The following is a 12,856-nucleotide window of genomic DNA, read 5'->3' on the forward strand; positions in this document are numbered from 1 at the left end:
TCTGCATTTATCCGTGCTTCCTTTTCACCAAATAAAGCTGGGCTTTGCCTAATCCTCCCGGTATTACATTTCCTACATTAATTACTTCACGTGCATAATACAAAGTAGAATCGTAGCTTTTCAGAGTATAATAATTATCCATCAAGCCAATCCATGCCTGGGTTTGCTCTTTCTTACTTTCAGCATTTCTAAGCAGAACTCTGAAATTTGTTACGGCATTATTGAAATTACCTCTGCCAATTTCAAGTTCAGCAGAACGCTGCGCTGCGGCTGCCACAAAGGTGGACCGGTTTTCCTGTACAACCTTAGAGTAATATTGTAATGCTTCCTCTACATTATCCGTTTTGTCAAAAGATGAACCAATAAAATAGCGTGCATCGTACTGGTGCTTGCTCGCGGGATAGGTATTAATGAATTCCTGTAATGCCTTTTTTGCATTTTCATACTTTTCAGCATAATACAGGTTACGTAAATTGTCAAATTCAACTTCTTCCAGTTTTTCGTTACCAGGATTATTTTTACGTACTACACCGAGCACTTGCGTAAATTCTTCCGGACGGCCAACCGCGGTATAACTCTCCTGAATTCCTTCAAGGGCACTATTGGCGGATGGCGACTCAGGAAATTCAGTTAATATTTTCCGAAAATCCACAATCGCCTGTTCATATACCTGTAAATTGTAATACGACTGCGCACGACGAAGCAAAGTTGCAGGAATGAGATAACTTTTGGGTTTTTCATTAATCATCCTCGTGAAGCCTTTTACAGCCGCAGAGTAACTTTGATTTTGAAAATCAATATCAGCCAGCTGGAAATAAGCGTCATCAAGATATCTGGAAGATGGATAAGCACTGATCAATGATTCGAATTGCTTCCGGGCTTCCTGCTCGCGGTTCATATATACGTAAGCACGTGCTTTTTGAAAAAGAGCATAATCCTTATCTACTTTTCCGTTGGCCACTACTTTTTCATAGGTCCTGATTGCCTCATCATAATTTTTTGCCGCAAGGTAACAATCAGCCAGCCTTGCGTGAGCATCTTCAATTACCTGACTTTCGATTCCGTCCATGTTACTTACAAAATCCTTAAAATATCCTAATGCCTGACTATACTTTTTCTGGTTGTAATAAACATACCCTAATGCATATAAACTCTTCCTGGAATATATCCCGGCTTTCGGGTTTTTCGAAATTTGATTATACAATGAGATGGCTTCGTCGGTTCTTTTTAATCCGTATATAGATTCGGCTTTGTAAAAACCGGCAGCAAGAGATACTTGTTCATCAATAGGGAATTTCAAAGATTTATCAAAAAGCAGAATTGCAGGTTCAAACTTTTGAAGATTGAATTCAACCACACCCTGATTGTACGTGAGCCGCTGATAAGTTCCGTTGATTTTTGTATTTCTCTTGGAAAGGCCTTCAATGTATTTGATTGCTCCTACATTATTGCTTGCTCCGGAATAACCTTCAGCTACCAATTCTGTTGCTTCCTCTATATGCTTGCTTTGAGGATAACTGGCAATAAAGTCATTAAACTCTTTAATAGCATCATTGTTGCTTCCGGCTTCAAGCTGAATTTTAGCATGGTTATATGTAGCTTCTTCTTTAACTACTGCGTTAAAGTCAAGCTTAGATGCATTGTTGAAGGATGTTAAAGCATAGCTTAAATTACTTGTCTTTAAATAGCTGATACCTAACAGGTAAGAAGCGTACTGCGAAACAGAGTCCTTGCCAGGTGCAACCCCTTTTAAGGCCGTTATTGTACCATCATAATTGTTAGTACGGAATAAAGCATGGCCATAATGTAATGCAACTGCGGGAGGAATAGCCCCTGCTCTCATATTCTTATACCGTTCATATGCTTTAACAGCAGAGGCATAATCTCCTTTTTCATAATATACTTCTGCAACATATAATGCCACGTCGTCGAGCTTATTATTACCCTTCTGTTGGGTTAAAATCTTTTCACCATACTGCAATAGCTGATCATACTTCTTTAACTGGTACAGAGAAGAAATAATCCAGTTTGGCGCTTCATTTTTGTAATAAGGATGGTTCTCAATCCTTTGAAAATCCTGATAAGCCTCTTCAAAATTGTTCTTCTGGTAATTAATTACTCCGGCGTAAAAAGAGGCGTCTCCTGCGTTGGCAAACGCAACATCCATTTTTACCTGGTTAAATAAAGGCAATGCAGCATCCAGTTGTTTTGTATTGTAGTAAGACATAGCAAGCTGGTAAGCACTTTCCGTTTTCTTTGCATTGCTTCCTGGTAATTTAACAGATTTTTCCAGATAAGTTATTGCCTTTTCATAATCTCCTGCTTCATAATAATATTTTCCCAGATCACTATAAATCTGCTGTGCTTTGGGGTGTTCAGCATGGTTTTTAACAAAACGGTCTACCTGAACCTCTGCTTCCGGGTAATTCAGGTATAACCCGGTGACCGCAACATAATATTCAGCAGTTACTTTATTATAATCACTTGTGTTCAGTAGTTTATCCTCTGTATTCAAGTACTCACCAAATTCCTGGCGGGCAGCTACAAAATTAGATTTTTCATAATACTCAAGGCCATTACGGAAGTGTGCTTCCGGCTCCGTTATACTCATTGTACTCTGAGCCAATACCGTAGACGCACCAAAAGCGAAATATAACCCAAGGGTATAAGTGCTATTTTTAAAAAGCATAGGGGTTGGTTTGGATTGTAAAATAATTTAATGTGTTTTATAATAAACAGGCATTATACAAATAAAGGAATGAATTACCTTCAAAAATCATCAGCTATCTAACGAAAAGCATTTTAAAACCGTATACGTGTAAATAGGAACAGTCTTCATTAATGTATTAACTTAGAAAATAACTTCATTTCTTGACAGGGAATCCATAAAACCAGCTTCCATAGACTCGAATGTCCTGGCGACTCCTACCAGAAACACATCATCTATGCACTTTTCTATTTCTTCCACTTTTGCAACCTCGTATTCTTCGATTTTGTAAGTTTGCTCGTACATTCCGTTTTCAACCTTAATAATGTATTTATTATTCCATTGATAAATACTGATCTTGTATTTATTATTAACTATATCCTTTATATATCTCATTATATTTAATTTTTATCAAAAGTAATCATTTCAAAATTGGTATGAATTTCTCTTTCAAAACACAATTAGTACTAATATTTATAGTACTAATATTTTTATCTTGTGATGGTCAGGATAAAAAGGATGCAGCTGATTTTTTTAAAGGGAAATGTTGCCTTAACTCAAAATAATTATTCCGAAGCATTGAGAATGTATGACGAAGCAATCAGCAAAAATTCAGAATTTTCTGATGCTTATCTCAATAAAGGGATATGTCTAATGAAATTGAACAGGATAAATGACGCCTATGAGATTTTAACTGAAGCTATTAAAATAGATCCGACTCTTGTACAGGCAATTCTCGTTAGATCTGAAGCCGGGCTGTTATCAGGCAAATTGAACGAAGCAGAAGAAGATCTAAGGCAAATCCAAAAAGTTTATAAGGACTCTTCCAGGTATTTCCTGATACATGGAAATTTAATGGAAACCCGGGGACAAACGCCGCAGGCCCTTGCGGATTATGACCGGGCCGTATTGCTGGACATTGCAAATGTAGAGGCTTTGGTTAACCGCGGTGCGATTCAGTATAAAATGGGATTATATAAGCTGGCTGGAAAAGATTTTAGTGATGCTGTTAAAATAAATCCTCTTCAATCAGAAGCACTTAATAATTTAGGGCTAATTGCCATTAAAAATAAGAATTGGAAAGAGGCAATAGCTTATTTTGACAAAATATTGAACCTGAATCCGGCTGAACCCCTTGCATTAAACAACAAGGGTTATGTTTTACTTCAAACAGCACAATTTCCGGAAGCAAAGAAACTTATTGAACGATCACTGGAAATTTTACCTGTAAATGGTTATGCATTTAGAAATATGGGTATTTATTATCAAAGTATTGGACAAATGGATAGAGCACTGGCAGAATATAAAAAAGCTATTGACCTGGCAGATCCGGTGGATGAACTTTACGGCCTTGCAGGAATTGCTTTCCTGAAATCCAATGATAAATCGTCAGCATGCAAAATATGGAAACAAGGTATCATACTTAAAGATTCTGTTTCCATGGTAGAATATCGGAAAAACTGCAACTGATCATTCTTCTGAAAGCATAAGCGATTTAATTCCTTTCCAAACTAATGCATTTTCTTCCGGGTCAGTAAATATTTCTAATAGACCAATACCAGGTTTGTTTATAAATGTACTTAAACCTGAATCTAAAATAGTAAAATTGTTGATCTGCATATAAGGTATTTCCGAATCCTCAGCTGTTCGTTTGGCAGAGAAAGAATGCGTGGTTTCAAAATAATTCCCAAGCTCAGGTAATTTCGATGGCCCATCAATCATTCGAAAGATGTTTCCGCCTCTGTTATTAATTACAATAATTTTAAGATTAGCCGGTAATGGTTTTATTAACAGGCCGTTTCGGTCATATAGAAATGCGACGTCACCAACTATTAAGAAGGTAGGAAATTTACTTATAATTGCAGCACCTATTGCTGTACTTACAGAGCCATCGATTCCACTTGTGCCACGGTTGCAGAAAAGACCATTGATCCTATCCGTTTTTCCCAATGCATTCACGTAACGAATAGGCATGCTGTTCCCGACATGCAACTGAGAAGACAGGGGTAACTGTGTTAAAATGGCATTAATGGAAGTTAAATCATTTAACGTAGTTAGATTGGAAAGATACTGCTCCAATATTGCGCTTGCACGTTCGTCTTTACGTTTCCATTCACTAATGTACGAGCTGTCATTTTCAGGATCAGAATTCTGCACAAATAGCTGATAATCAATTTTTTCGAATAGATTATCAAAAAAATATTCAGGTGACACAGGGATTTGCGTCGTAACGGATTGTAAAGGATCTGTCCAAATGCTATCCTGACTTATGTGCCAATGCTGAATAGCGGGATTTTTCCGCAAAAAAGTCTTCAATTCCTTTGACAATAAGGACAAACCATAAGTTATCAAAAGATCAGGTTGCAGCTTATCGTTTTCCTTAGTTGCAGATAAAAATAAATCCTGATGATAAACAAATGATTTACTACCGGACAGATTAGTTATACTATCTCCTATTACCGGCACATCCAGCTCTTCGGAAATTTTGGCAAGAGAAGTATTTAATCTGTCACTTTTCCAATACTGACCACCTACAATTAATATTTTTGAAGCATCGTCCCATTCATTTAACAATTCATGCCATATCTCCGTGCTAAGAATAGCTTCTGTTTCTGTACGTCTGATAATCCTTATTTTATCAGATTGTAACAGGTTTTCAGTCAAAGCGGGATAAAATGGTTCTCTAATCGGAACATTGATGTGTACCGGGCCATGTGGTACCGTTTCTGCTATATTAATAGCGTCATTGGTAATCCTGTTAATTGACCATACTACATCTGCATTAGTATAGTCAGAAGATAATTCAAAAAATCTTTTGACATGCTTCCCATATATTTCTGACTGATATATAGTCTGGCCGTCATGCTGATGAATCCATTCCTTAGGGCGATCAGCCGTCAAAACTAACAAAGGAATATGCTGGAAAAACGCTTCTGAAACTGCGGGGGCAAGATTATATGCTGCACTGCCAGAAGTACAAAGCACAACGACAGGTTTTCTGGTTTGCTGTGCCATTCCTAGAGCAATGAACCCCGCGGAACGCTCATCCATTACAGCATGCATTTCAAAGCCCTGGTGACGCGAAAAAGCGAGGGTTAGTGCTGCACTTCTGGAACCAGGAGATAACACTACATGACGGATTCCATGTGCATAACAGATTGCCGCCAGATCAATTAAAGGTTGTAATATTGCCATTTTGCTATTGTACAAAAAAAGCCTCAGTTGAGGCTTTTTTTGTTTATTTTAATATTTACAGAAATTAGATCCTGATTATCCAAGGTAAGTTTTCAGGGCCTTACTTCTTGAAACATGACGTAATCTCCTGATTGCTTTTTCTTTTATCTGACGAACACGTTCACGTGTAAGGTTGAATTTCTCGCCTATTTCTTCCAATGTCATAGCATGTTCACCATTTAAGCCGAAATACAGAGCAATGACATCAGCTTCTCTTTGCGTTAGCGTGCAAAGTGCTCGTTGTACTTCCTTGCGTAAGGATTCGTTCACTAACCCTGAATCCGGCTTGTCTTCCAGGTCGTTTTCAAGAACATCCAGCAAGCTGTTTTCTTCACCCTGTACGAAAGGAGCATCCATAGATACATGCCTTCCTGATATTTTCATTGTGTCAACAACTTCTGACGAAGAAATTTCCAGTACTTCTGCAAGCTCTTCAGGTGATGGCTCACGTTCGAACTTTTGTTCCAATTCAGAAAAAGTCTTGGAAATCTTATTTAAAGAACCAACACGGTTCAAAGGAAGACGAACGATACGAGACTGTTCCGCCAAAGCCTGAAGAATAGACTGGCGGATCCACCAAACTGCGTATGATATAAATTTAAAACCACGCGTTTCATCAAAACGTTGTGCGGCTTTAATCAGACCTAAATTTCCTTCATTAATTAAATCTCCTAAAGACAGCCCCTGATTCTGGTATTGCTTAGCAACCGAAACCACAAAACGAAGGTTGGCTTTTGTTAATCTTTCCAGAGCTAGCTGATCACCGTCTCTAATTTTTTGAGCTAACGTCACTTCCTCATCCGGCGTTAACAAATCCACCTTACCGATTTCCTGTAAATATTTATCTAATGACTGACTTTCACGGTTGGTAATTTGCTTACTGATCTTTAGCTGTCTCATCTAAATTCTTTATTAATATGTATGAATAACGACATCATAAATGCCCTCGTTTAGAAAAACACTATTTTAAGCGTTTTTGTTCTCTGGTTTTGGCAGTAAAACCTTACGGGACAAACGATATTTACCTGTTTTCTTGTCGACTTCTACTAATTTAACCTGAATATCTTCACCAACTTCTAAAACTCCATCCATTGTCTCCAAGCGTTCCCACTTAATTTCGGAAATATGAAGCAATCCGTCTTTACCAGGAAGGAATTCTACAAACGCTCCGAACGGCATAATAGATTTTACTTTACCTTCATAAATTTCGCCTATCTCCGGTACCAAAATAATTCCTCTGATACGTGCAACAGCTTTATCCATTGAAGTCTTATCTGCTGAGAATATACTTACAAAACCTGCACCATCTTTTTCTTCTATCGAAACAGTTGCACCAGATTCCTTCTGAATATCCTGAACAACCTTTCCACCCGGCCCAATTACAGCTCCAATCATTTCGCGATCAATTTTTATTATGACGGCGCGAGGCGTGTGAGGTTTCAGTTCTGTACGACTTTCTTTTATAGTTTTATTCATTTCGCTCAAAATATGCAACCTGCCAGCTTTTGCCTGTAGCAAAGCTTCGGTTAATACTTCAAACGAAAGGCCTTTTACTTTCATGTCCATCTGACAAGCGGTGATACCTTTTTCAGTACCTGTCACTTTAAAGTCCATATCACCCAAATGATCTTCGTCACCAAGGATATCAGATAAAACAGCATATTTCCCTGTAACTTCATCGGATATTAATCCCATGGCAATACCGGATACAGGCGCCTTAATTTTCAATCCCGAATCCATCAAAGCCAATGAACCGGCACAAACCGTAGCCATGGATGAAGAACCGTTGGATTCAAGAATGTCAGAAACGATTCGAATTGTATAAGGATTATCTTCTACTGCCGGAAGTACTTTTTTAAGCGCACGTAATGCCAGGTTTCCATGACCTACTTCGCGACGTCCTGGTCCACGGTTAGGTTTTACTTCACCAGTAGAGAATCCTGGAAAATTGTAATGAAGAAGGAATTTGCTATACCCGTATTTCAAAGGTGTATCAATAATCTGCTCATCATTTTTGGTTCCAAGTGTTACAGTAGTCAGGGATTGTGTTTCTCCACGAGTAAAAAGTGCAGATCCATGTGCATTTGGAAGGAAATCTATTTCAGACGCGATTGATCTTACCTCATCCAGTTGACGGCCGTCCAAACGAATTCTTTCATCAAGCACAAGCCTGCGTGATGCTTCCCAAACAATATCTCCGAAATAACGTTTCAACAATGCATTGTTGATTGTTTCTTCTTCTCCGATTGTACCTAAAAATTCAGTTAAAACAGCTTTAAAACCATCTTTACGAACAGTTTTATTATTTGAACCAAGTTGCGTTACAGCATATACTTTATCATAGCAAAATACCCTTACCCTTGCTTCAAGTTCAAGATCCTGTTCGTCACCTACATATTCTCTCTTAACAGTTTTACCAACCTCAGCTTCAAATTCTTTCAGGGCAACACATTGCAATTTTATTACCTCGTGGGCAACTTTCAGCGCTTCGATAATTTCGTCTTCTGAAACTTCATCCATTTCGCCTTCCACCATTGCGATATCGTTATACGTTGCTCCAACCATCAGGTCAAGAGTTGCTCTTTCCAGTTCAGCAGATCCCGGGTTAACAACATATTTTCCATCAATTTTAGCAACACGAACCTCTGATACAGGTCCGCCAAAAGGAATATCCGAAGCCATTAATGCAGCAGAAGCAGCAAGAGCAGCAAGAGCATCAGGCAATGCTGATGGATCCGCCGATATTACAAGAAGATTCACCTGAGTTTCCGCATGATAATCATCAGGAAATAAAGGACGCAAAACGCGGTCAACCAACCGGCATATTAATACTTCATGATCTGAAAGTTTTCCTTCACGACGCATAAAACTGCCAGGTATTCTACCCGCAGAAGCAAATTTTTCCTGATAATCTACTGATAGAGGTAAAAAGTCAAGCCCCTCTTTAATGTCTTTGTTTGCAACCACAGTCGCCAGTATCATGGTATTACCCAATCTTACTACTACTGATCCGTCGGCTTGTTTTGCTAATTTTCCTGTTTCAATTGTAATTACTCTACCATCTGGCAGAGGTATAGTCTTGGTAACTATATTAAATAGCATAGAATATGTGATTTTTGAAAAGCTGTTGAAACGTGTCCTTACGTTTCGGAAGTTACCTCTGATAAAATTCTGCAAAAAATCAGGGAACTATCTTTATAGAAGTTCCCTGATCAATAATTACTTACGTATGTTCAATTCGGCAATAATCGCACGGTAGCGGCTAATGTCGTTTTTGAAAAGATAGTCCAACAATCTTCTACGCTTTCCTACCATTTTGAGCAGACCCAATCTGGTATCGTTGTCTTTTTTGTGCGTTTTTAAGTGATCGTTCAGATAATTGATACGATACGTAAACAATGCAATTTGTGATTCAGCTGATCCGGTATCTCCACCTTCTCTTTTAAAACCTTTAGTTTCGAAGATCTCTATCTTCTTTTCCGCGGTCAAATACATGATTGTAACGACAGATTAAATAATAATAAGTAATTTATAGCACCCTGCTCTAAATAAGGTTGCAAAATTAAGAACTTTAATTGGTATTATGAAAATATAATTTAACTATGACCCTATTACGTCGGATTTACCGAATCTGTCTGCCCATTTGGCTTTCATTCTTTTGATAAACATATGATATACATCCATCTCGAAAAGCCTTGAATCACTCCTGGCACGATCAACAAAATAAAGTCCGGTAAGGAATAAAACAGTATTGGCCATCCAGGCACCTATACTGACTCCTAAAAGCCCTTCTTTCACCCACTTGTCACCCTGATTTGTCAATACGTACAACAGAATAAAAAAGAGGATAGATATCAGAACCGGAACTCCAAATCCGCCTTTTTTAATAATTGCACCCAATGGAGCCCCTATTAAAAACATGATAAGGCATGATAGCGCGTTGGTAAATTTGTGATGCTTTTCCAGCTCATATTTATTTGCGTCCTTCAACTTGGTCTGCATATAATCAGCCTGTGAATTCACAAAACTGAGCATGCTGTTAGATGCATTTTTCGTATTAGTCAGAATTTCTTTTTCAAACTATCACTGACTGGCTTTATAAGCAAGGAGTCAATCCATTTTCCAGGCTTTATTTTCTGATCAGTTCCCGTTTTATAGTTGTACGAGTAGTATTGCTGGCTTCCGGGAACAAGATTCTTTTGTGTTTCATCATAGGATTTTCTCAGGGAATCAGCAGTTGCCGTAAGATCGCCAATATTTTTCATGAATTCGTGGTACTTAAACTGCCCTTCATCCGTACGTTTCATACCAAACGAAGCTAAACTTTCTGTCAGTTTATAGTGATCAAATGCATCACGCTGAAAATTATGGACAACAGCAGTTGAAATGCCAGGTGAAGAAATATAACTGGGCCTTGACCCGTTTGATCCGGCAACTTCCATGTAATGTGTCCCCTTATAAAGTTCAATTACGAGGTAACGGTTGTCATTAATGGAATACATCCTGCCGGAATCAGCCAGAATTATTTCTGTATTTCCTAATTCATATGATCTGTTATTGTGTTTATATATTACCATACCGATCAGCTTTCCATTCTCTTCTTTCTTATCTACTTTAATACTGTAACCAGGCAGGTCATTATAAAAAATACCTTCTTTTATTTTCAGTGTGGCTTTCGTTGTTTTGATATCATACAGGAGACTATAACCTTTTAAATTGGCCCAGGGCGATACCCGATCGTTGAAATAAAAGGAAAATATACTTATTCCGACTGCAACAATAAATAACGGAGCCATAGCTCTTACAACCGAAATACCAGCACTTTTGATAGCAGTAAGTTCAAAAAACTCTCCCAGGTTACCGAATGCCATAAGTGAAGACAGCAGCATTGCAAGCGGTAACGCAGTAGGAACGGTTATGAGGCTGAAAAAGAAGAACAATTGGGCATAATCCAAGAGTCCAAGATCTTTCGACACAAAATCATCAATATAAAAAATCATGATCCGCATCAAAAAGACAAAAACCACAATGGACATTGTAATAAAAAACGGTCCCCAAAAGGACATTAAAATAAGCTTATCAAGCTTTTTCATCAACTCCCGACAATTTCTTTAAGATTATCAATAAACCCATGCCATAAAGAATCAAGTTCAGCCTGATCACGATTTGACGAATAATCCACGACCCGCAAAAAGGTAGTTTGAGTTAAATCGCTTACTTCCAGTTTTAGTTCCACATGATTGTTGTCCAACTCATCCTCACTTGTATTTTCAAACTCAAACTTTACAGCTTTATTAATTCTGAGTCCTGTTTGCTTTGCTATATGGCTATCTCCATCCCATTGAAAATCAAAACGATGATCCGGCAATACTTTTACTTTTTCAGCGAACCATTGTTCCAGACCCGATGGTGTGGATATATATGGGAAAAGCACTTTGGGTGACGAACGCAATTCAAATTCAGTTACAAACTTATATTTTTCCATACTAACAAAAGTAAAAGGGTTAACCTCATCAGCGAATACTTTACTAACTGATTTAAAAATTGTAATATAGCATAATTCGGTTATATAAAGCATTAATATCCGCTCTGCTTTTTTTCAAAATTATAATTTTATACTGAATTTAATAAAACCCATTGCACCATAAATTATTTTAACATACTTTTGCACCACAATTACGGCGGGGTAGCTCAGATGGTTAGAGCGTAGGATTCATAACCCTAAGGTCGGCAGTTCGATCCTGCTCCCCGCTACGAAAGGCTCCTTAACAGGAGCTTTTTTAGTTTCACCTCAATTCTTTCACAAACCGAAAATTCACGTTTTTAACATCTGAATTTTTTGGACTGATTATCTTCCCCAAATCTTTTAATTCCTAAATGCAAACTTAATTATGCATTCATACATACGAATTTGACATCTGCTGCGTCTTTAAATCAGGTCTGTTATTAAGTTAATTACTACTACCAGCAAAAAAAATATTACATTAATATCTCACTATTTTCAGTCCTATTTCTCCTTGAATTACAATTAATTAACTGATTATTATATAAAATATTTTTTTAATTGGTGCCTATGCAAATACAGTAAATTTTTCTTTCCTTCGTAGCGTTTTAAGGAGAATTAAATAGCTTATTCCCAGAAAGTTTAATTCTTTAAGAATATGAAAAATAGCCTGGAAGAAAAACGAAAAGAAATATTTGAGTTGCATCAGTCATGGCTGAGACCTGAAACACCTCTTATGAGAAATCCTGCTCGACCATCAGCTACTGTAAATACTGAGAATGAAAAAGTAACGAATGCATCGATATCCAAAAAAAGCAGATTCAATACAGCTGTGATTATCATTACCATCATTGTTGTAATACTTGAATTTCTGTTTTTTGCCAATGAACTGGGATGGTTTAAATGATATCCTGAACTATTTCAATCAATTTTATGCCAGATTGATGCAAATTGAAGAATAACAATATTTTTATATTTGGACAATGTAAAACTTGCCCTGGTAAATGAGAAAACTGTATAGCTCAATCCGAAATAAAGTAATACTTACCAACGTAATACCTCTTAATTGAAATTTCAATAATAGGTTAAACTGTCAACTCATGGAAGAAAAAAGCATTGACCAACTCCGCCGTGAAGCACAAGAATTATATCAGTCTAAATTACAAGCGTATCAGCAGGCTCAAAATGAGACAACGCAAAAAAGTGAACCCGCACCCAGTCAATCAAGGAAATCCAACGAATTAAAGAAGTTTTTTGATTTGGTATTTTTTAGGCTGGAAAAAAAAATATACATAAGACTAAAGGTAATACAGAGGAATTATTTCAATCAAAACCGATACTAAATCACCAGATTAGAAGAGAAACACCCCAAATACTAAAAAAACCAGGGATAACGATAACTGAAAAAGTTT

At 37.4% G+C, this 12,856-nt stretch carries 10 protein-coding genes, 1 tRNA gene and 1 pseudogene; 4 read left to right on the forward strand and 8 right to left on the reverse strand.

Annotated features, from left to right (window positions below; genetic code table 11):
- Positions 1 to 7: 7 nt before the first annotated feature.
- Positions 8 to 2,689 carry a tetratricopeptide repeat protein gene (locus tag KZC02_RS00105; RefSeq protein ID WP_221392239.1) on the reverse strand — a complete coding sequence of 894 codons (2,682 nt, stop codon included), beginning with the start codon at positions 2,687 to 2,689 and terminating at the stop codon, positions 8 to 10.
- Between the two features lie 162 nt (positions 2,690 to 2,851).
- The gene (locus tag KZC02_RS00110; protein ID WP_221392240.1) at positions 2,852 to 3,103 is read right to left on the reverse strand and encodes a hypothetical protein; all 252 of its coding nucleotides are present in this window, start codon (positions 3,101 to 3,103) and stop codon (positions 2,852 to 2,854) included.
- Positions 3,104 to 3,226: 123 nt separating this feature from the next.
- Here KZC02_RS00110 and KZC02_RS00115 point away from each other — a divergent pair, with 123 nt between their 5' ends.
- Complete coding sequence (locus KZC02_RS00115) at positions 3,227 to 4,177, forward strand: tetratricopeptide repeat protein (RefSeq protein WP_229253912.1); 951 nt, start codon at positions 3,227 to 3,229, stop codon at positions 4,175 to 4,177.
- On the opposite strand, the gene menD is transcribed toward KZC02_RS00115, so the two are convergent.
- The 6 genes and pseudogenes from menD to KZC02_RS00145 all read right to left on the reverse strand — a co-directional run bounded on the left by menD (position 4,178) and on the right by KZC02_RS00145 (position 11,426).
- Positions 4,178 to 5,902: a 2-succinyl-5-enolpyruvyl-6-hydroxy-3-cyclohexene-1-carboxylic-acid synthase gene (gene menD, locus KZC02_RS00120; RefSeq protein WP_221392241.1), complete on the reverse strand. Its 1,725-nt coding sequence runs from the start codon at positions 5,900 to 5,902 to the stop codon at positions 4,178 to 4,180.
- Positions 5,903 to 5,977: 75 nt separating this feature from the next.
- Positions 5,978 to 6,841: an RNA polymerase sigma factor RpoD/SigA gene (locus KZC02_RS00125; protein WP_131957614.1), complete on the reverse strand. Its 864-nt coding sequence runs from the start codon at positions 6,839 to 6,841 to the stop codon at positions 5,978 to 5,980.
- Between the two features lie 66 nt (positions 6,842 to 6,907).
- Positions 6,908 to 9,043 carry a polyribonucleotide nucleotidyltransferase gene (gene pnp / locus KZC02_RS00130; RefSeq protein WP_221392242.1) on the reverse strand — a complete coding sequence of 712 codons (2,136 nt, stop codon included), beginning with the start codon at positions 9,041 to 9,043 and terminating at the stop codon, positions 6,908 to 6,910.
- Between the two features lie 117 nt (positions 9,044 to 9,160).
- On the reverse strand, positions 9,161 to 9,436 hold the full coding sequence (rpsO, locus tag KZC02_RS00135) for a 30S ribosomal protein S15 (protein WP_221392243.1): 276 nt from the start codon (positions 9,434 to 9,436) through the stop codon (positions 9,161 to 9,163).
- Between the two features lie 105 nt (positions 9,437 to 9,541).
- Positions 9,542 to 11,034: pseudogene (locus tag KZC02_RS00140) on the reverse strand (LptF/LptG family permease).
- Positions 11,034 to 11,426 carry an START-like domain-containing protein gene (locus KZC02_RS00145; protein WP_221392244.1) on the reverse strand — a complete coding sequence of 131 codons (393 nt, stop codon included), beginning with the start codon at positions 11,424 to 11,426 and terminating at the stop codon, positions 11,034 to 11,036. The pseudogene KZC02_RS00140 and the gene KZC02_RS00145 overlap by 1 nt, the downstream one beginning before the upstream one ends.
- Positions 11,427 to 11,621: 195 nt before the next feature.
- Here KZC02_RS00145 and KZC02_RS00150 point away from each other — a divergent pair.
- From KZC02_RS00150 to KZC02_RS00160, 3 genes are all read left to right on the forward strand, one after another.
- Positions 11,622 to 11,695: transfer RNA gene (locus KZC02_RS00150), tRNA-Met, on the forward strand.
- A gap of 407 nt (positions 11,696 to 12,102) precedes the next feature.
- Complete coding sequence (locus tag KZC02_RS00155) at positions 12,103 to 12,351, forward strand: hypothetical protein (RefSeq protein WP_221392245.1); 249 nt, start codon at positions 12,103 to 12,105, stop codon at positions 12,349 to 12,351.
- Positions 12,352 to 12,544: 193 nt separating this feature from the next.
- Positions 12,545 to 12,787, forward strand: a complete 243-nt coding sequence (locus KZC02_RS00160) for a hypothetical protein (RefSeq protein WP_221392246.1) — start codon at positions 12,545 to 12,547, stop codon at positions 12,785 to 12,787.
- Positions 12,788 to 12,856 lie beyond the last annotated feature (69 nt).

This window comes from Dyadobacter sp. NIV53 (genome assembly GCF_019711195.1).
Taxonomy (GTDB): domain Bacteria; phylum Bacteroidota; class Bacteroidia; order Cytophagales; family Spirosomataceae; genus Dyadobacter.